Consider the following 21467-nt stretch of genomic DNA (forward strand, 5'->3'; position numbering starts at 1 on the left):
GGCATATCAAAAAAATATTTGAAATATAGAATAATTCAAAATCACACCCAAAAAAATCCCTTATATAATAAAAAAATCAACTCCGCTTATACGAAGTTGATTTTGCTTTTTTCTTCTTCATCAGTTTGGCGAAAACTATCTACATCTAACCAAACTTCAGAAATAGTATCACATTTACTTTGCTTAACTTTTCCTTCTAACACTTTAATAACTTGTCCGGGTTGCAAAAAAAACTCAGGATTATCAGCGTCAATATGAGTAAAATTCATAAGAACTTCATCATATTTTTGTTTACAATTATCAGTTCCTACACAAACATTAGTAGCAAACCATTGTCTTTTTGAACTACCATTTTGTTTTAAATATCTAACTTTTACTTCTAAATAAAAATTTTTAACGATTGCTTGTTGCATGCATTCCATTTTCTAACGCTTCCTTTTACAATTTTTTTGTTGATAAAATCGTTACTTTTCAAGTTTAATTCATTACTTAAAAACTTAAAATAATGAAATTATCTCCTAATATGATAAAATAATATTGAACTGTTTAATGTAGTTTTTTTATTTAACATTTCATTTACTATTATAGCAAATTATTATAAATTTTATTTTGATAAAAAAATATTTGTAATAAATTTATCATTAATTTGTTCTAAATTATCTTTTTGTTTCTATAATTATTTGTCAACCAATCTTTTGATATCATTATTTGCCTCTTTATTTTTTTTATTTTTGCCACATTTTTGCCAAGACTTATTAATTGCAACTTGAAAATTATTTTGATAATGCTTTTTCTGAAATTTCTTTTAATTGCAAATGCTTTGAAATTTTAACTCAAAAAGGCTAGAAGATAATTATTATCAAAGTAATTTATTATGATGGATTATAATTTTTCAACACTTCACAAAAGAAACAATCAAATTATGATTTAGCCCTATTTTTATTTTTTGCCTCTATATTTCGATTTGGTAAAAATAAAATACTTTTTAATGAACCCCAAACTTAAAAAACCTCAAACGTTTTATTTACCAACAAAACAATTTAATCTAAAAAACAAAAATAAAATCAAATTTCAAAAAAAATACACAAAAGAAAGGAGCTTTTTTATGATTAAAATAGCAATAGATGCCATGGGAGGCGATTTTGCCCCATTAGAAATTGTCAAAGGAACCTTGCTTGCCTTAAATAAAAATAAAGAACTTCATGTCGTTTTATATGGCAATCAAAAATTAATAACTCCACTTATTGAAAAAACTCCTTTTTTTGGCAACAACCAAATTACTATCAAACACACCCCTTATTTTTTAAGATCAGCCGACAAAAATATAAGAGACCAATTAAAAGCCACTCCCAACGCTTCTTTATTTTTAGCGCTTGAAGCAGCCAAACAAGATGAGGTTCAAGGAGTAGTTTCGGCAGGCGCTACCCAAACTTTGGTCTTAGCAAGTCATCTTATTCTTAAAAAAATGCCTTTAATGCAAAGAATTGCCATTGCCCCTATGTTTAATTCCTTTGATAATCGCACAAGAATTTTGTTAGATGCAGGCGCTAACACCGAACTAAAACCCCAGCATTTGCACACTTTTGCAAATTATGCCACCATTATTGCCAAAGAAATTTTAGAAATTCCAAATCCCCAAATAAAACTACTTAACATCGGAACAGAGCCTACCAAAGGAAGAGCTTTGGAACTTGAAACTTACCAACTTTTATCCCAAGACTCCAATCTTAATTTTGGCGGTAACGAAGAACCTCAAAACCTTCTTACTACTTCAGCAGACATTTTATTAAGTGATGGATTTACTGCCAACATCGCCTTAAAAACTTATGAAGGCACAATGCTTAATTTCATGAACCACTTAAAAACTATCCTTACTAAAAATCTTATCAAAAAAATGATCACTAAAACTTTATTTCAAAAACCACTACAACAATTAAAAAACCAACTAGACCCACGCCAAATTGGAGGAGCTATGCTTTTAGGACTTAACAAAATTGTCATTAAAGCTCACGGCTCTTCCCAAGCTTACGCTTTTTGCCAAGCTATTTTACAAGCTCAAAAACTAATTAAAGCCCAAGTAAATCAAAAAATTGCTCATTCCTTAGAAAGTTCAAAAAAACAAAGAAACCCAAAGTCAACAAGCATCAACAACAAACACAGCTCCCAAAACCTCTGAAACTCCCAAAAATTCTGAAACCACCAAAGAAAGCCAATTCCTATGAAAAACATCCAAACTCTTTTTCAAACCCTCAATATCACTCCCCAAAACCTTGCCCTTTACAAACAAGCTCTTACCCACAGCTCTTATTCTAACGAACAAAACCCACCCCAAGAAGACAACGAAAGACTTGAATTTTTAGGAGATGCCATCGTAGGCTTACTTATGGCTGACTATCTTTATTCCCAATCCAAAGAAGACGAAGGCATTATGACTAAAAAAAGAGCTCAAGCGGTGTGTGGAAGGTCACTTATCATCTACGCTCAAAACATTGAATTGCAAAATTATCTTCTTTTAGGCAAAGGAGAAAAAAACAAAGATTTTAATGCTAAAAGTATTATGGCAGATACTTTTGAAGCCTTATTTGGTGCTATTTATCTTGATTTAGGATATTTGACAGCCAAAAAAGTTTTTCATAATATTGTCTTACCTCACTTAGCCAAAACTATCTATATTATTGATTTTAAAACTCAATTACAAGAAATAGTTCAGTCAGAAAAAAAAACTATCCAATATAAAATAGTCCAAGAGCAAGGATTTGCTCATTCTAAAAATTTTGTAGCAGAAGTTTATTTAGAAAAAAATCTTTTAGGAACAGGTGAAGGCAACACTAAAAAAGCCGCTGAGCAAAAAGCAGCCCAACAAGCATTATCCAAAGTTGCCAAACCCAAAGACCTACTCAACAACAAAGGCGGCAAAGAAAAGGAGCTTCAATAATAATATGGTTATGTTTCAAAAACTTTACGAAGATGGTTTTTTACAAGTAGAAAAAATGTTAATTCAAGAATACCAAAAATTAGGATTAACCTACCCTGAACTAACTATTTTGCTATTCTTACTAGATTTTTCCAAAAAACGCGTCTTTTCGTCCAACGCCTTAGCCAAAAAAGCAGGAATCACTAAAAAAGAAGTAGAACATATTTTAGAACAATTAATGTCAAAGAATTTTTTTGACCTTTCCCAAGAAACTAAAAACCATAAAATTATTGAAGTTTTTTCACTACACCCCACTTTTGCCAAGCTAGAAAAAATCTATCAAGACCAAATTCGCGAATCCAAACGCCAAAACCAACTTACCTTAATCCAACAAACTATTGAATATTTAGAACACAACAAAGGACAAACTCTTACATCTAACGAATTAGATTTAGTTAGAAATTGGTATCAAGACCAAGAATTTAGCCATGAAGAAATTAAAAACACAATTGAAGAAGCTCTTTGTGTTAAAAAAACCTCTGTTTTTTACATCAACACTTTGCTTGGCAAAAAGAAATTTTTGACAGTTATACCCGATGAAAAAGCAGACAAAGCCTTAGCAAAACTTTTTAAAAAAATAAAATAACACTCAGTTTGGGCAAACAAAAAGTCAAGCTTACTCTTTTTATGTGTTATAATTACTTATGTAATTATTTTTTTAGTATTTCAATTATTTTATTTATGAAAAATAACTAGTAAAGGAATTAAAAAGATGAAATTTTTAGCAACTAAACGAGGAAAAATCATTACTGGCATTATTTTTATTACTGTTACTCTTTATGTAGGTTTAGGTTTTTATATTTCTTTTAATCCTGTTAACTGGCTTTCTCCTAAAAAAGTTTGGGCAAAACAAGCAGTTCAAAATTTGTATAATTCAATTGAAAAGTTAACAAAAGAAGAAAATAAAGGCAATGTTAATTCCAAACTTGCCAGCATTAAAACTAATTTAGAAGCAGTAAATAAACACGTAATTGAATATTATAAAGAATCAACTAGCAATGAATACAAAGTAGTAAAATACCTATACGAAAAAATTGTTAAAGCAAAAGACGATGCTTATGATGATTTAAAAAAAACGATTAATAAAGCAGATGATACAATTTTTTCAAATATAAAAAAATTATTTAAAAACGATAATGCCAAAAACCTCCAAGAAAAAGTTAATAATTTAACCAAATAAAAAACACCCTTATTAAGGGTGTTTTTTATTTATAAATTATTTATTTTTTTGATTTAATAAAGACGCTTCAACAAACCCTTTAAATAAAGGATGTGGTTTTAATGGTCTTGACAAAAACTCAGGATGAAATTGTACTGCAATAAACCAAGGATGGCTTTTTAACTCAACAATTTCACAAAGCTTTTGTTCTTGATTTATTCCAGAAACAACAAAATCATTATTTTTTTCAAATAAAGCAACATAATGAGGATTCATCTCAAAACGATGACGATGTCTTTCATAAATTATTTCTTGATTATAAATAGCTTTACTTTTGGTGTTGGCTTTAAGATGGCACGGATAAGAACCTAATCGCAGGGTTCCTCCTAAATTGCTGTCAACTATTTTTTTAGTAATTACAGGATGCGGCGTCTTTTCGTCAACTTCCAAAGAATTGGCACCTTGTAAATGTAGCACATTGCGGGCATATTCAATAACTGCTAACTGCATACCTAGACAAATCCCAAAGAAAGGAATATTGTTAGTTCTTGCATAATTAATGGCTAAAATTTTGCCTTCAATAGCGCGATTGCCAAAACCATAAGGAACTAAAATACCATCATAGTCTTCAAGCAAAGAAGAAATATTGTCTGGCGTTACTTTTTCAGCGTCTATCCATTTAATTTCCAGTTTACAATTATATTGATAAGAAGCATGTTTAAGAGCTTCTATGATTGATAAATAAGCATCATGTAAAACAATGTATTTACCCACTAGAGCAATGACTACTTTTTTTTCTAAATTTTGGATGCGTGTAATTAGTTGTTGCCAGGCTTGCAAATCGGCGTTTGAAAAATTAGTAAGTTTTAAATGTTGTAAAATAAAATCATCGATTCCTTGATGATGCAAGTTAAGAATCATTTGATATAAAATATCAACATCTAAGGCTTCAAAAATAGCTTGTGGATTGATGTCACATAAAGCAGCAATTTTATTTTTGGTTTCTTGGTTGATAGGAACTTCACTACGTAAGACCAAAATTTGAGGTTGTATTCCTAAAGCACGTAATTCTTTAACGCTGTGTTGGGTAGGTTTTGTTTTGATTTCTTGAGCTTTTTTTAAATAAGGAACTAAAGTGGTATGAAGATACAAAACATTGTGATAACCAAAATCAAAGCGCACTTGTCTGATGGCTTCTAAAAAAGGCGATGATTCAATGTCTCCTACGGTGCCTCCAATTTCTACAATAACAACATCTGATTTGTGAAAAAGAGCAGCATCAATTAGTTTGCGTTTGATTTCTTCAGTGATGTGTGGAATAACTTGAACGGTTTTACCTAAGTATTTGCCTTCGCGTTCTTTATTGATCACACTTTGATAAATTTGCCCTGCAGTGACATTTGACTTTTTGCTCATGTTTTCATCTAAAAATCTTTCATAATGACCCAAATCAAGATCAGTTTCAGCGCCATCATCAGTGACAAAGACCTCACCGTGTTGATAAGGGGTCATTGTTCCAGGATCAATATTAATATAAGGATCTAGTTTTTGAATACTTACTTTAAGACCTCTATTTTTTAAAATTTGTCCAATAGAAGCAGCAGTGATGCCTTTTCCTAGGCTTGAAACGACTCCTCCAGTAATAAAAATAAATTTGGTTTTTAAATCTTTATTATTCAAGTTTTTGTACTTCGCTTTCTTTATGATTGGCTTGTGTGGTGCAATTGGAGTTTTGATTTGATTTTGATTGGGGTGTAATGGGTTCAGAGAAGGATTTATAAGTGATTGGATGGGGCTTTGTAGGAGTTATTTTTTTACCAATAACAGTTAAAATAGGGATTTGGGTTTCATATCTTTTTTGGGTGTGTTCTAAAATACGAGGATCAAATGAAACTATATTTTTTTTAACTAAGATAATAATAGTTGAACCTCCTGTATCAAAATAGCCTTTTTCTTGACCTTTTGAAAACGTTTGCAAAGGATGATTTTGGATTTTTCCTACCAATGTGGCTCCTACTTCTATTTGAACTATTTTACCAAAATTTTTGGTTTGTAAGATACTATATTCGCGAGTGTTTGTTTTAAACACATCAAAACTTTCAAAGGCAATGGGATTTACTATATGTAATTTTCCTTTGATTTTGCAAGGAAACATTTGAAAAAAACCTTCGTCTACAAAAAGATAACGGTGATAATCATGGGGTTCTAAGCGGAAAATAAGCAAATAGCCTTCCTCGTATTCTTGAGCTAATGTGGGATTTTGCAACAAATCAACTAAACTGTAATTGGTTTCTTTGATGCAATAGAGTGCTTTTTTGGTGATAGGATAAATGCTTAATTTGGATTCACAAGGACTGATAAAAGCAAAGTTGTCTTGAGGAATAGCAAGTTCTTTGTATTTTCTTGTAAAAAAATCATTATAAGAACTAAATTTTTGTTTTTCAAATAAGTTTAAATCAATTTGGTGTTGTTCGATGATTTTCAAAGCGTATTGGCGTGACCAAGGAGAATAAAAATACAGATTAACTAACCAAGAAATAGGTTTAGTGATCAAAATTTTGAGAAGGCATCTTTTCCAAAAGTTTTTTTCTAAGTTTGTGTATAAAAATTTTTGCAGGCGACTTGCTGGGTCTTGACAAATAATTTTTCCTTCTAAATTAACTATTTTCATATTGTAAATCGCTCACTTTGTAATTGCCATTGGTAACAAATATTTTAATAAGATTTTAAGCAACATAAATAGGATAAAATTTAGTGCTAATAATAAAATAATTGTTATTGTAGTTTTGGCTTTTGGCTTGGGGAAATGGATTTTTTTACAAAGAAATAAAAAAGTTAAAAGTAACATGCAGGCAAAATGAAACCAAAAAAAAGTAGGTCTTTGTTCGATAAATCCTAAACTTTTGAAATCCCAAGTTTTGCAAATAAACTTAGCTAAAAATAAAAAAGGAAATAAAATAACAGCTGCAGTTACGGGCAAACCTGTAAAATAAGAAGGGCTTTGAGAGTCGTATTTTTGGGTTTCAGCTAAAACATTATAATAAGCAAGTCTAATTAAGGCTGCCAAAAGATAAAAGCCCCAAACTAGCCAAACAAGTGCAAATAGCCAAAATTCTTCTTTTAGGGTTGAAGTTTCACCTTTGAAACTCAAAGAATAGTTAATAAAAATAGGAAGGACGCCAAAGCTTATTATATCGGCTAAAGAATCAATTTGAATGCCATAGCTTTTTTCTTTATGACTGCGATTTTTTTTGGTTCGGCTTACCACACCATCAAACATATCACAAACGCCTGATATTAATAGGCAGATTAAAGCAGAAGTGTATTTGCCGCAAGCACCAAAGCCAACGCCACAAAAACCACTCATTAAATTTAGGTAAGTTAAATAAGTTGTATAATTGTAAAAACCTAAAAACATATTATTTAACCTCGTTTTACTAATGTTTTTTCTTAAACCATTTTTGGTTGTTTAGAGTTGGGGGAAATAAAAAAGGAAAAATCCCTTATCCATCAAGAATAAAGGATATTAATGAACTTAAAAAACTTGATAATTATTGATTGGTTGTTTGTAAATGCAAATTGTAAAGTAGTAATTATTTTTCATAAAGATGTTCGTATTCTTCTTCTAATGGATCTTCATAATCATCTTTGTCTTCTAAAACAATATCATCTTCAATTTTGTCATCGTCTTTGTTTTGTTCTTCTGAAGGTTAGTCTTCTAAATCAAGCAAATCATCCTGTAGAGGGTCAGTTTGGACAGTGTCTTTGTCAGAAAGGAAATCCTCAAAATCTAATTCTTGTAAATTGGTATCTTCGTCTAGAGGTTCGTCGTTTGAAATTTGAGTTTTTTCAAAAAAATCTTTATCCCAAAAAAGTTTATTATTTTCTTTAATAATTAATTGATTATCTTCACAAAAAACAAATTTTCCGCTCAAAGCGATGTCTAAATAAAGCTGATTAGCTACATTGGGGTTGTTATTTGGGATTTGGTGTTTTTGCAATGTTTGTTTTAATAAATCATAGACTGAAACAGGATTGTGATGTTTTTTCATAATGTCATAAGCAGTTTCCAAAAGTGATTTTGGAGTTTTGGTTTTTTTCATAAAATACCTCCTTTTAATGTAATAATGTTTGGGATTTGGGAAATAATGATAAGTGATAAAATAAAAAGAAAAGAAAGGAAAAGAAAAGGGCTAAATAAAATAAAGAAATGCAAAATATGGGGGGTAAAAATTTTAGAATTCTATCAAATCTCCAGATGCTTTTTGCATGAGTTCTTTGGATTTTCTTTCTAACTTTTTTAAAGCAGCATTAAAAGCCAACAAAACGCTTTCTTGGAGAATTGCTTTGCTGTGAATTTGAGAAATAATAACATCTACGACTTGTTTGGTGCCTTGTAAAACAATTTCTACATCCCCTGCTTTGCCAATAAATTCTTGTAATTCTAATTGTTGTTGGGCGTTTTCAATTGCTTCTTGCATTTTTTTTAATTTTTCAAACATATTAGATTGTGTTTTCATAATTTTTTGCTCCTAGTTAATTATTTCTACTATATCTTTACCAAAAAAATCATAAGCTAGTTGGATAATAGCAGGCTTGGTTGGTTGGGTCGCTTTGATTTGATATAAGTCAAGATCAAAATTGCAAGTAGCTTTGAATTTTGCAATTGATGCCTGGTTTGGCTGAGGATGATTTTTGTTGTAAAAAGTTTCTAAGGCTTGCCAATCTTGTTTTAAAAAAGCAATGTAGTCTATAATTGCAAAAGTGTCGTTATTCAAAATTTCTAAAGCTTTTTGTTTGATGTTTTTTTGTAAAACAAGTTCAAAGGCATCTTCATCTTCAAAAACTAAAATCATTTTTTGGGATTGACTCAAAGCAACTATTTTTCCTCTATCCAAAATTTCGGCTACACTTTTATAATAACTGTGAGTAGAATAGCGATTTTTTAAATTTGTCCAAAAATTTGTTATTGTGTTTTTGGTTGGCTCGTCTTGATTAGATAAAATATTAATTGCAAATGATATCAAATTACAAAGAGAAGAATTGGAAAAATAAGGGTGTTTTTTTGTTGGGGATTTGTTTTCTTGTGAGTTTTGGGAAGGCAAGTTATTTTGTTGAGTCAATTCGGAGGTAGTAGAATTGTTAGGTGTTTTTTGTGAAAAATTATTTTGAGACTGTAAATCTTGGACTGGATGCAGATATTCTGTTTTTGGTGGTTTTGGTGGTTTTTCGTTTGCTATTGACGCAAGTTTAGTTGGTTTGATTTTTTCTGTTTTGTCAAAGGTTTTTTTTTCTGTATTGTTTTGGGTAAGCTTTGTTGGTTCATAATTTTCTTTGGCGTTTGTTCCATCTAATGCAAGTGATGCTTGCTCATTATTGTAAATATTTGTTTTATTTGTTACAAATTGTTGAGTTTCTTGTAAATTGGCTTGAAATTGAAAAGAATGTAGAGAGCATATTTGCAAAAAGGCAATTTCTACCAAAGATTTTTTTTGATCGCTTTTTTTGAGGTCTTGCTGTAATTTAATTAAGATTCTTAAAAAATGATCAATGTGGTTTGTTTCTTCAAGCAATAATATTTTTTGGTCTTGGGAAAGTGGCGATGTTTTGGAATCTTTTTTATTTTTGGCATTCCAAATTAAATAATCTTTGATAGCATCAATTAAATCTAAAATTAAAAGGTCGATGTTTTTGCCTGAATCAATTGCTTTGTGCAAAAGTTGCAATGCTTTGATCGCTTCTTTTTTTAGTAGATTTTGGAACAATTTTTTGATAATGCTGGCAGACACCGTACCTTTAATATTTGCAACATCTTCTGAAGTAATCAAATTATTTTGATAAGCGCTTACCTGATCTAACAAACTAAGGGCGTTTCGCATTCCACCTTCCGAATGGCAAGCAATGCTTTTGATGGCATCTTCAGTGATAAACATATTTTCCAAAGCAGCAATTTTGGTTAATTGTGCAGTGATGTTTTTGAGGTTCAAATTTTCAAAGGCAAAACTTTGGGCGCGCGAAAAAATGGTGTCAGGGATTTTATAAATTTCGGTAGTAATCAAGATGAAAACTACATGTTCGGGCGGTTCTTCTAAAATTTTTAACAAAGCGTTAAAAGCGTTTGGTGTAAGGACGTGAACTTCGTCAATAATATAGACTTTGTATTTGCCTGTGTGAGCTTTGTATTGGGCTTTATCCTGTAATTCTCTGATTTCGTCAACCCCATTATAAGAAGCTCCATCAATTTCTGTGATGTCTGTGTTTGCTTTGGTAAAGTTTTGGCAATAATGACAAGAACAACACACATCTCCTTGATTGGGCAACAAGCAATTAATGGCTTTGGCAAAAATTTTGGCTAAAGTAGTTTTTCCAGTGCCTTTGTTGCCGCTAAAAAGATAACAATGATTAATTTTTTGGTATCTGATGGAATTTTTTAAAGTTTGGATAATAATTTCTTGACCGACAACATCTGCAAAAGTTTGTGGTCTGTATTTTCTGTATAAAACTAAATAAGACACTAAAAACTCCTTTGATTAAATTATGCCCAAACTACAACAATAAATCTAGATAAATTAGAACATAAATAATTTTTATATACAAAAAAATCTCCTAAATATTATAACATAATATTAGATGAAAATAGAAGTTTATTTTGCAAATTTGCAAATGAATTATTTTTTTATTGTAATTAAAAATATTGATCTATTCTATGGTTAGAATACGATTAGATTGAATTAACTTTACATTTATTATTTTTGTATTTTTTTCCCTTTGCGTCATAATAAATAAGAGTTCCATCTTTCAATTCTTTTTTATGCATTTTGCCATTCTTTTTATAAAATTCTATTTGCCCATTTTTGCGGTTTATTTTTTCTATTGTCTCGCATTTTTTGAAAAATACTTTGTCGCCATTTTTATTTTCTATATCGCCATTGTTTTGAACAAAATATTTTTCACCATTTTGAGTATATATTTTTTCTATTTCTTTGGTTTTGCTAAAAACAATATACTCTATAACTGATTAAAATTATAAAAGCTATTTGTCTATAAATAAAATAATTAACATAATAAATAATAATCTAAAATAAACTAAATTGCTTATGACTTTATTATAACCCAAAAAATATCAAAATAATAATTTATAATCGTTTTAAAATAAAATTAATTCCCACCCATAAAGAAAAAATAAAAGCCAAAAAGACATAAAAAGTGGTTAAAATAACGAATTATATTGTTGTTTTGTTTTTTTTGATAAAATATAGTTACGTTGAACTGTTCCGTTTTTTTAGACACTTTTTAAGTTTAATGAAATTATTTGTTAGTTTGAAAAGATAAGAAATTATCTATTTAATTTTAAGTCTTAAAGAGTAATTTTGAAATAAAAAAGTGTCTAAAAAAACGGAACACCTCATACATTACAAGAATTAAAACAAGCTGGATTTACAGTAAATTCTTTTGAAAACGTAGGAATGGACTTAAAAAAATTAAAAGAAGCTGGATTTTCAATTGTAAACATACTTGGTAAAGAACATTCTTCTTATTTATTTAGCAATGAACCTCGTGAAAAATATACAGCAACACAATTTAAACAAGCTGGATTTAGTATGTATGAATTAAAAGAGGCTAATTATAGTAAGACAGAATGCCAAACCGCCGGATTTAGTGTAAGTGAATTAAAATATTATTATTAAATACTTTTAGGTTCAATTAAAATTGCACCAAATACAAAAATAATAAAGACTATCGTAAAAGATAGTCTTTATTATTTTCTTTTTTCATATTTTTAGAGTTTATCTGCAAAAGCAAAACCTTTTCTAAAAAAAGATTTTTTTAATTAAAACAAGCAAAAAAATAGTAAATTCATTTTCTTGAATGTTTTAATGTATAATTATTAGTTAATGGTTGTTTCTTTTACTTAAAATGCCATTTAATGGCAATTGAATAAAAAAAATAATAAAAAGGAAGCTGCTAAGAAATATTTATTTAATTTTTTGTATAAAAATACTAATTTAAAGGAGTAATAATGATGAAAATAAAGGCCTAATATCTTTAATAAAAACTCCAAAAAAGAAAAAAACTTATTATTTGGGGTATATTCGGATTAATTAGTTTAATTACCACTGGATTAATTTATGTCAAAAACGATTTTTCCCTGATCCCCAAAAAAATGAATCAACTAATTTAAAAATTATGTTATAATTTACTATATAATAAATTTTTATTATATGTTTCGATTACTAAATAAAATTTTATATAAAATCAAAAAGAGGTAGCGGTGTAAAAGAGTATTATGTGAAGAAGGCATTCTGTGAAGCATAAGAAAGGTAACCATCGCCGAATAATAATTATGGCAATAATTTATTATGAGATTATAGAAAATATCTATAATATTCTTGCTGTTTTAACAGTAAAGGCGCTTTAATCAAGTCTTTCTCAAACCTTCTTTTAAGAAGGTTTTTTGTTTTATAGGAAGGAAAATCATTTGCTAACGTTATCTTTTTCAAGAATTAAGAATTATTTTAAAGCTAAATATCTTTTTTTAACAATTTTAACTATTATTGTATCTTTTTTATTATATGATGATTTTTATCCTCAAAATACTAAAAACAAAGATGAAAATACTTTAGTTGTAGGAATGGAATGCAATTATAAACCTTATAATTATCTTTCTAATAATAAAGATAAAAAAGACTTGCATCCTTTAACAATAAATGGTAAAGAAAGTGATATTTTAGTTGCTGGATATGATGTTTTAGTAGCTAAAGAATTAGTTGATTATTTAAATGAAAAGTATGATAAAAAAATTAAATTAGTAATTAAAAAAATAGATTTTGATAGTTTAATTCCTGCTTGTCAAAATGGAGATATTGATTTAATTATTGCAGGGATGAGTAAAACAAAAGAAAGACAAGACCAAATTGATTTTACTGATAATTCTTATTATGATGAAGATCAATTTTATGTTATTGTTATAAATAAAAATAACCCTAATAAGGGTGAATTTATAGTTAATGACAAAATTCAATTACCTGGAAAAATGTTATATCAACGAGGAACTTTTTACGAACAAATAGCAAAAACATTAAAAGGAAATGAAGTAGAAGGAATTGACAATTTTGATGTTCAAGCTCAAAAAGTTCAAACAGATTCCAAATATTTTTATTTAGCTGATGCAACTGTTGCCCAAAAACATTTACAAGCTCATAATAATTTAGATAAAATAGAAATTAAAAAAGAAATAATTTTAGATAATAAAATAAAACAAGATGAAGAAATAAAACAAGCTCAAATCATCGAAAAAGATAAAGAAACAACTTTATATAAAGAAATAAAACAAGCCGCTGGAATACTTGCTATTGGATTTCAAAAACAAAAAGACATTAACAAAGAATTTATTAACAACAAACAAATTACCAAAGAAGACATTGAAGATTTTTTAACAAAAGAACTTACCTCAGATAAAAGAAAAGAATTCATGTATAAACAAACCTCAGAAAAAGATACATTAAATATATGGTCTATTTTTAAAAATAACTTTTCTATTTATAAAAGAGGGATTTTAACAACTCTTAAATTTGGGATTTATGGCACTTTTGGAGGATTTGTCTTATCTTTATTGTTAGTTCTTTTCCAAGTGTTAAATATTACCAAAAAGAAAAGTCATTTTTTAATTTATTATTTGCATCAAATAGGATGTAGAATTATTAATTTTTATATATGGATTATTAAAAGTACTCCTATGTTAGTGCAAGCTTTTGTGAGTTATTTTTTCTTAAAAGAGTTTGCTTTTTTCCAAAATGCTACTTGGTATACTCCAATGTTTGCTGCTTATATGGTAATTATTTTAAATACTATGGGCTATATTTCAGAAATTATTACTAAAAATATTTCCTTTTTGGATAAAGGACAAATTGAGGCTTCCTTGTCTTTGGGAATGACACATACTCAAACAATGCGCTATATTGTTTTGCCCCAAGCTATTAAAAGATCACAAACTCCTATTTTAAATGAGTTTATTATTAATTTAAAAGATTGTGTTGTTTTTAGTATGTTAGGTGGAATTATTGATATTGCTTGTGCTTCTAATGCTTTGTATAGTAGTGTTGCAAGCCCTAAACCTTATTATATTTCTTCTATTATTTATTTGATTATTGTAGGAACTGTTATTTTCTTTTTGAAAAAAATGGAAAAAGTAAGACAAGTTTAAACTATATAATATAAGATATTTAGTTATAATTTATTTGTTATTATTAAAAGGCTAACTTTCAAAAAGTTAGCCTTCATTATTGATTGAAATTTAAGATATGATAAATGATTATTTAAATAATTGTTTTTGATATAATTTCATAAATTTATTAATAATTGTTTTGTTTAATAAATATCTAATGATAACAGCCCAAACAACAGATATTATTATTAAAGATAAATAATAAAAAAAATCAGATATATTTGTAAACCATTTTATATTTTTAGGTATAAATAAAAAAAGCCAAAGTAAAATAATATAAAATATAGAATTAATTATAGCTTCTCCAATTATTTCCAATTTATCAAAATTGAATAATAAAGTCTTTTTTAAAATTTGATTAATATCTTTTGGCAAAACACCTATTATTTGTAATTTTTTTATTTCTTCTTTTTTTAAAGGATAATAGCGTTTATGTTCAAACTGAGGTGTTCCGTTTTTTTAGACACTTTTTTATTTCAAAATTACTCTTTAAGACTTAAAATTAAATAGATAATTTCATATCTTTTCAAACTAACAAATAATTTCATTAAACTTAAAAAGTGTCTAATGTTTTTTAATAATTTGCTAGTTTCAAAAGATATTTTTTTTAAATATTTTATCCCTACAATATATATATAGGCCGAAAAAACGAAAAAGTTGCTATAAAAACAACATGGGTTTCATTTTTTTACGAGATTATGAGGAATTTTTGATTTTTATAGAAAAAAATGTACAACAAAACAACCTTTTTAAAAAGGTTATGAATTTATATTTTTAAAAAATGTTTTTTAAATATTTTGCAAATATTGTAAGGGTGATAAATTGTTTAATTTAGTTAATAACCATTTATTATTCCAAAAAGAAGGGAATTGGTTGATAATTTTTTTGATTTTACTTGGTGTTTTTTGGAATAAAAAGGGATGTTGGTTGGATAAAATACTTTTCATCTGGCCAAAAAGATTTTCAATGACAGCGTTATCACGTGGGGTTGCTTTACGAGACATACTAATTAAAAACCCTTTTTTAGTTAAAACTTTTTGTACTTTTAGAGATTGATAAACTTTACCTTGGTCTGAATGAATAATACAAGGGGTTTTTAAAGTAGGAATTTTTTTGATTGTATTTAAAATTAATTCTTTATTTTGTCGGTTTGAAGTGTGGGAGGCAATAATTTGATTATTAAAAGAATCAATAATACACGAAAAATAAATAAATCCTTGGGGAGTGGGAAAATAAGTAATATCGGTAAATAGTTTTTTCATGGGTTGGGAGGTAGTAAAGTTTTGATTAATTAAATTTGGGACTACTTTGAGGTTAGATTCTAAATTTTTATAATAATATTTATTTTTTTTAGGCCTTAACTTACAACAAATATTATTTTCTTTCATGATAAGATAAACTTTTTTCTTAGTAATAAATTCATTAAAAATTTCTTGGTATAAATCAGTAATTTTACGATGACCGTAAAAATATTCATGTTGTAAACATAAAGTTTGAATACGTTGTTGTTGCACTAAATGTTTTGTTTCTTTTAATTTTAACTTTTTTTCAATTTTTAGCCAATAATAATAAGTACTGCGATTAATACGAATTGTTTTTAAAATAGTAGTTAAATTGAGGTCTTTGACAAATTGTTTAACCAATTGAAAAACTATTTTTTTGTTAATAGTTTGAATGTGGCAAACCATATTTTGTAATAATTTTAATTTTTTCTTTAATTTTTGCATTATTAACACCAATTATCTTAATATTTTTTATTAATTCCAAAAATAATTATAACTAAAAAATGCATTAAAAGTTAATTTTAAAATATATTTATTAAATTATTATATAATATGATTAGTATTTAAAGACGAGCAGAGCGAACTAGGCGGCCAGCCGAAGAACATTACAATTAATCTATTACACCCCTCCTATAAAGTCCCCTTTGGGGATTTAGGGGTTGGTATTTGACCGTTAAATTGTTAAATTTGACGGGCACATGTTTAGATAATATATTTCATTTAAACATTATAAATTATGATATATTATAATAAATTTATATATACTAATTAAATATAAAAACTCTTGATAGGTTTTTATATTTAATTAGTATCATTAATATTATTTTATTTAATATTAAATAAAATAATATTAATGATATATGTTTCTAATAAGATTAAACCCGAATTAAGTATTAATTATTATAACCCAATTCAAAACAGCCTTGGAGGGCTTTTTGAATTGGGGTTTAGGTTTACCCACGGGTTTAATCTTATTAGAAACATACCATTATATATATAGGCCGAAAAAATGAAAAAGTTGCATATAAAACGACATTGATTAAATTTTTTTACACAATAATGCGGAATTTTTGATTTTAGGCTATTTTTGTTAGGTAATTACAGGGTTAAATGGCAAATTGCTTACCATAAACACTAGGGATTTTTCCTGGAAGAGACAAAAAAATGAAAAAAAGTTGTCAAAAAAAATAGTCCTAAAAGTAAAAAAAATGACCCCTCAAATGAGGGGGTATAAATTAGATTAAAAAATGATTCGTTTAAATTTATCCAAAAATTGGAAAAAATAAAAGTGAGTGTTTTCCTAGGGCTTTTGAGGACTACTTTTTCATTAAATTGAATTTAAAGGGTGTCTAAATTAAGACTAGGGTTATTACCCTAATTGGATTTAAATCAATGCGAGAGGGGCAAAATAATGCGTTTAAGAGGCATTTGGGATTTTGTAGCTTTCATTTTTTAACCACTTTTAGGTTCTGCTGTAATTCGCCATTCTTTCGTTTGGCTGACCGACCGCATGACCTCACGGAATAATCAAGTCCGTGGCAATTGGCTAGATTGCTATAATGGTGCGTTTATTTGCTCCCAATTTGTAATAATAGTTCCGTAGATGTCGTTTTTTCAATCTCGGGGTTGATATTAATAATATAAATATTTTTTTAATTCACTGTTTTTTTAAAATCTTTCTTAGCTTACGATGCTTATAAACTAATTTTTGAATTGTATCATAAGTTAAATTACTAATTTGCAAAAACTTATAAAGATGTTTCAAAGCAATTTGATTTAAATTTTTGTTAGATTCACAAAAATTATATTGATGAAAAGGATCATATAAAAAAACATTAAAATACCAAATATCTTGTTGTTTAATAAAATAACCAATAACTCGTTGACATTTATCAATACTTATTTTAAAAATATTTTGTTCAGAAAGAAGATCTTTAATATCGTTTGTTAAATTACAAAATTTTTTTATTTTACTTAAAGGTTCTTTTAACAATTTACAATGTTTGGTTTTTTTAATTTCATCAAACGTTTTGTTATTAAAAAATTTTAAAAGTTTATTTTTTAATTTATCAAAATCTAAACAAAAAACATTTGTTAACAAAATATATCATTTGGATTTTTTCAATATTTTCTTGAATTGCTTTGATTTTTATCATAATTTAAATTGCATTGCCCTTTTTAGAATAATATTTTAAAATAACTTCATTCGTAATAGAATTTAAATTCCAATCTTTTGAGATAAAACAATTACACCATGGTGATAGATCTTTATGAGTTAATTTAACTAAAAAACTTGAAGTTCGGCTTCCGTATCGCTTTAATATATGATTTATTATTTTTTTTGTTCAGAAGTAAAACAATCTTCTTTAAAATTTTCTTTTATTTGATCACTTTTTTGAAATCCAGAAGTATAAGATAAAGTTTTTAAATATAACTTTGGGGAAACAGGACCATACTCCCATGCTTCGAAATCATTAGGAAATAATTCTTTTTTATAATCTACATAATACTTACAATAAACTAAAAAAACCAACTTTTGAAGTTTCATTTTAGTATAATCACTTTTATTTTGATAATTAATAATATATTGTGCTACATCTAGGATATCAATTTGAGTTTGTTTTTGCATTGCTTGCCCCTTTTTATAATAATTTTGCATATTGGTATTATAACACAATTGTTTAATTAACCCTAATTCTTTTTTTAATTTATTAAGTTGCTTCAATAGTTTTTTAATTTGATATTTCATTTTATTCTCCTTACTTTATTTTTTGATGAACTTTTTTTGTTGTAATCAATTTTTTGGCTATTAAATAAAAAAGGTTCCTCTTAAAGGAACCTTTTTATGGTATTAAATGTGTTTGGTTTTTTTTGGTTGGTTTTTTAGTTATTAAAAAAGGCTAACTTTTAAAAGTTAGCCTTGAATGATTATATATTAATTTTATTTAATTTTTCTATCCAAGTATTAACGTGTCTTTGAAAATCTGTTAATATAACTATTTCATTTTTTTTCTTCTAAATGTTTGGTTAAACTATAATCATATTTATAACCAGTGCCAGTAGCTGTTTTTCTGCCTCCGCCTCTAAGATGTAGTTTTTTAAAATTAATTTCATCATAAAGCATTCCTTTTAAAAAAATTTTATTTGGAGGAATATCCAAAAAAACTAATAAATCATAATTTTCAGTTTTATGAATTCCTTCATGTTGAAATTTATTATTAACATCCAAAGTTGCTGTTTTTAATTCAATACGATAATTTTCTAATTTTATATCCCAATCTTTATTTTTATCTTTGTCATTAAAAGCTTTAAACCCATTTTGTTTTAAAGCATTAACCAAAAACCTTTGACCAAAACTACCTCTAGCATCAATAGAAAGAAGTTTTAATTTATAATAAATATCTTTTTCATTAAATTTGGGTGGTGTTTTTAAATTATTAATAGTTTCTTGATAAACACAGTTAAAAAAATCAGAAATAAGATTTTTATTACTTTTCATCATCAAAACCAGCATCAGTTAAAACTTTAATTATTAAACTTGTACGTAAATTTAAAGCACTATTAGTAGATAAAAAAGCTGTTTTAGTCCAATCATTATTTTGAAAAATTTCTTTAATTTCAGTGCCGTTTTTTAAAATTTTAATTCCATATCCCCTTTTGTTAGGGAGTTCATCAAAAGAATTATAAACTTTCATTCCTTTAAAACAAGTACTTGGTAAATAAACATCACATAAATTCAACATTTTTTTATTTCTGGTGCTGGATGGAGTCCCACCATCTGATAAAGAATAAACTTTAATAAAATTATTAGCTGTTTTGATGGTTGGTGGTTTTAATAAATTGATATTGATTTTAGTCCAAATTTGAAAAACTGTTGCTACTTTAACTTTCTTACCACTTGGATATTCAAATGATGATAAAGGTAATTTTTGAGAATACATTAATTTAAAGCCATTAACTCTTTTTTGGGGCGCCCCTTTTCCATCTGATTCAAATAAAGGAGGCAAAATAAATGCTACAATATCAGCAAATTGATATGAATGATTAATAAATCTCAAAGCCAAATTTCCCCTTAACCCAAATGGTGGATTCCCAAAAACAATATTTTTTGTTTTATTTTTGGGAATAAAATCTAAATAATTTTTAATAATGTAATTTTTATTAATATGGGGGTTAATTTCAACGCCGATTCTTTTGGTTGGAGGCAATAAATTATAAAAGCTTCCATTGCCAGCCGAAGGTTCGATAAAATTATATTCATTAAAATTTAGGTTTAATTCTAACATTTTACTTTTTAAAATTTCAAAACAATTTAAAGCAATTTTATGAGTAGTATAAAATTCATCAAATTTTCTTTCCTTTTTTAAATGATTATTTTGGAATTTTACTATATCAATATGTGGATATTCAATTTCAATTTGTTTAATTATTTTTTTTAAGTCTGTATCATAATTTTTAGGAACAGATTTTTGTTCTTCCCAACGTTTGATAGTGCCTTTATGAACTTGAAGAAAATTTAAGATAAAATCTAACCCTTTGATATTTTTGATACTTAAAAATGTATCAAAAGAAGTCATATTTTTCATTTTTTTTACCCTTCTTTCTTCTTAAAAATTGCATCATAGTTTGTTTCTATTTCTGATTTGAATTATATTAGTTTAAAAAATGATTCGTTTAAATTTATATCAAAATTGTTAAAAAAAATTTTGATTATTTATTTAAGAAAATATCACATTTCATTTAAATTAATTAAAAAGACCAACTTAAAAGTCGGTCTTAATATTATTTTATTCTATTGCTCTTTATTTTGATGATTCTTCATCATTTTTAGTATTAAATTTCTTCGTATAAAGGGTAATGTATTGTTTGACTGGATTGATAAAGATTAAACTTTTAAAATTTCACTTTTTTCTTGAATTAATTTTAAAGGAATAGTCCACCATATTTGCCAACTCATACTAGGTGCAATTTTAAATTCTACTCCTTTATTGTTAATTAAAAAATAATCTTTTTTCTTTTTTTTCCAAATATTTAGTTTGCTTATTTTAAAAATGTCTTTCGGTAAATAGCAAATCTGATAAATATGTCTTTTATTTGTTTGTTCTTCGTTTTTATGATATGGAATAGTAATTATAAAAGAATTATTTTGGTTAATAAACTTTGTGATTTGTTATTTTAACTCCTTAATAAATTTTATTATTATTGTTCATAAACAAAAGAAAAACTGAAAGCATAAGGGTTCATTTGAATATAAAAAAAGACCTTCAATTTTGAAGGTCTTATAATATAAAAATAAAATTTAAAATTATAGAATTATTTACAATTTTTTTCTAAAACTATATTTATTTTTTATTTCTAATTCTTTTTTATCTTTAAAAGAATATTTTTTATTAAATTGTTATTTCTTTTTTTAATTAAAATTTGAATATAAAAAAACCTTCAAATTAAAGGCATTAATTATATTTATTTTATCATAATTATTTTTTTGACAATTAAATTAAATTTAGCAAATAATATTAATAAAAACCAAATTCAATTAAATTAGTTTAACATTTTTGCTTTTTTATTTCAAAATTATTTTTAATTTAAAAAGTTTTTGTTTTTTATTTGTGAATAAAATTGATCCAAAAAAAATTGTAGTTCGTTGGAACTCAGAACTTTAAGATTTTGTTGATTTGCTACTTTTTTTAATTCTTTCATTTTATATTCACTATAATAATCGCCATCACAAATGAATAAAATCATTATATTTTTATTATATTGTTGGGTGTCAGTTTTGGCTTCTTCAATAGATATTTTTACATCATTTTTTTGATTATCTTGCGA

General features: G+C 26.7%; 18 protein-coding genes and 1 riboswitch. Of the genes, 6 read left to right on the top strand and 12 right to left on the bottom strand.

The window, feature by feature from the left end:
• Positions 1–86: 86 nt before the first annotated feature.
• Positions 87–413 (bottom strand): hypothetical protein, encoded by a 327-nt coding sequence (locus tag JAHGCCOI_RS01020; RefSeq protein WP_479492170.1) that lies wholly within the window; start codon positions 411–413, stop codon positions 87–89.
• Positions 414–1105: 692 nt separating this feature from the next.
• Between JAHGCCOI_RS01020 and plsX the strand changes: the two genes are divergently transcribed.
• From plsX to JAHGCCOI_RS01040, 4 genes are all read left to right on the top strand, one after another.
• Positions 1106–2176, top strand: a complete 1071-nt coding sequence (gene plsX / locus JAHGCCOI_RS01025; RefSeq protein WP_479492171.1) for a phosphate acyltransferase PlsX — start codon at positions 1106–1108, stop codon at positions 2174–2176.
• A gap of 42 nt (positions 2177–2218) precedes the next feature.
• Complete coding sequence (gene rnc / locus JAHGCCOI_RS01030; protein ID WP_212775529.1) at positions 2219–2935, top strand: ribonuclease III; 717 nt, start codon at positions 2219–2221, stop codon at positions 2933–2935.
• 4 nt (positions 2936–2939) lie between these two features.
• The gene (locus JAHGCCOI_RS01035; protein WP_212775528.1) at positions 2940–3560 is read left to right on the top strand and encodes a DnaD domain protein; all 621 of its coding nucleotides are present in this window, start codon (positions 2940–2942) and stop codon (positions 3558–3560) included.
• Positions 3561–3686: 126 nt separating this feature from the next.
• Complete coding sequence (locus JAHGCCOI_RS01040) at positions 3687–4154, top strand: hypothetical protein (RefSeq protein WP_479492172.1); 468 nt, start codon at positions 3687–3689, stop codon at positions 4152–4154.
• A gap of 36 nt (positions 4155–4190) precedes the next feature.
• Here JAHGCCOI_RS01040 and JAHGCCOI_RS01045 read toward each other — a convergent pair whose 3' ends face one another.
• From JAHGCCOI_RS01045 to dnaX, 6 genes are all read right to left on the bottom strand, one after another.
• Positions 4191–5813 carry a CTP synthase gene (locus tag JAHGCCOI_RS01045; protein WP_479492173.1) on the bottom strand — a complete coding sequence of 541 codons (1623 nt, stop codon included), beginning with the start codon at positions 5811–5813 and terminating at the stop codon, positions 4191–4193.
• On the bottom strand, positions 5806–6804 hold the full coding sequence (locus JAHGCCOI_RS01050; RefSeq protein ID WP_212509167.1) for a phosphatidylserine decarboxylase: 999 nt from the start codon (positions 6802–6804) through the stop codon (positions 5806–5808). Before JAHGCCOI_RS01050 ends, JAHGCCOI_RS01045 begins: the two co-directional genes overlap by 8 nt.
• Before the next feature lie 12 nt (positions 6805–6816).
• Entirely contained in the window at positions 6817–7551 is a 735-nt protein-coding gene (locus JAHGCCOI_RS01055) for a CDP-alcohol phosphatidyltransferase family protein (protein WP_227807047.1), read from the bottom strand.
• Between the two features lie 292 nt (positions 7552–7843).
• Positions 7844–8236: a DNA-directed RNA polymerase subunit delta gene (gene rpoE / locus JAHGCCOI_RS01060; protein WP_227807046.1), complete on the bottom strand. Its 393-nt coding sequence runs from the start codon at positions 8234–8236 to the stop codon at positions 7844–7846.
• A gap of 132 nt (positions 8237–8368) precedes the next feature.
• Positions 8369–8653 carry a YbaB/EbfC family nucleoid-associated protein gene (locus JAHGCCOI_RS01065; RefSeq protein WP_042068382.1) on the bottom strand — a complete coding sequence of 95 codons (285 nt, stop codon included), beginning with the start codon at positions 8651–8653 and terminating at the stop codon, positions 8369–8371.
• A gap of 12 nt (positions 8654–8665) precedes the next feature.
• Positions 8666–10648, bottom strand: coding sequence for a DNA polymerase III subunit gamma/tau (gene dnaX, locus JAHGCCOI_RS01070; protein WP_479492174.1), 1983 nt, complete (start codon positions 10646–10648; stop codon positions 8666–8668).
• A 951-nt stretch (positions 10649–11599) separates the two neighbouring features.
• Between dnaX and JAHGCCOI_RS01075 the strand changes: the two genes are divergently transcribed.
• Together JAHGCCOI_RS01075 and JAHGCCOI_RS01080 are read left to right on the top strand one after the other, a co-directional pair.
• Complete coding sequence (locus JAHGCCOI_RS01075; RefSeq protein WP_227807044.1) at positions 11600–11821, top strand: hypothetical protein; 222 nt, start codon at positions 11600–11602, stop codon at positions 11819–11821.
• A gap of 565 nt (positions 11822–12386) precedes the next feature.
• A riboswitch (Lysine riboswitch) is annotated at positions 12387–12557 on the top strand.
• Positions 12558–12612: 55 nt separating this feature from the next.
• On the top strand, positions 12613–14337 hold the full coding sequence (locus tag JAHGCCOI_RS01080; protein ID WP_479492175.1) for an ABC transporter permease subunit: 1725 nt from the start codon (positions 12613–12615) through the stop codon (positions 14335–14337).
• 809 nt (positions 14338–15146) lie between these two features.
• Here the strand turns inward: JAHGCCOI_RS01080 and JAHGCCOI_RS01085 are convergent.
• The 5 genes from JAHGCCOI_RS01085 to JAHGCCOI_RS01105 form a co-directional block, all read right to left on the bottom strand.
• Positions 15147–16085: an IS3 family transposase gene (locus tag JAHGCCOI_RS01085; RefSeq protein WP_479492176.1), complete on the bottom strand. Its 939-nt coding sequence runs from the start codon at positions 16083–16085 to the stop codon at positions 15147–15149.
• A gap of 1213 nt (positions 16086–17298) precedes the next feature.
• Positions 17299–17742 (bottom strand): hypothetical protein, encoded by a 444-nt coding sequence (locus tag JAHGCCOI_RS01090; RefSeq protein ID WP_479491937.1) that lies wholly within the window; start codon positions 17740–17742, stop codon positions 17299–17301.
• A 231-nt stretch (positions 17743–17973) separates the two neighbouring features.
• Positions 17974–18390, bottom strand: coding sequence for a Panacea domain-containing protein (locus JAHGCCOI_RS01095; RefSeq protein ID WP_479491977.1), 417 nt, complete (start codon positions 18388–18390; stop codon positions 17974–17976).
• Between the two features lie 252 nt (positions 18391–18642).
• Complete coding sequence (locus JAHGCCOI_RS01100; RefSeq protein WP_479492177.1) at positions 18643–19140, bottom strand: hypothetical protein; 498 nt, start codon at positions 19138–19140, stop codon at positions 18643–18645.
• Positions 19130–20227, bottom strand: a complete 1098-nt coding sequence (locus JAHGCCOI_RS01105) for an SAM-dependent methyltransferase (protein WP_479492178.1) — start codon at positions 20225–20227, stop codon at positions 19130–19132. Before JAHGCCOI_RS01105 ends, JAHGCCOI_RS01100 begins: the two co-directional genes overlap by 11 nt.
• Between the last annotated feature and the right edge of the window lie 1240 nt (positions 20228–21467).

The organism is Mulberry dwarf phytoplasma, assembly GCF_056504655.1.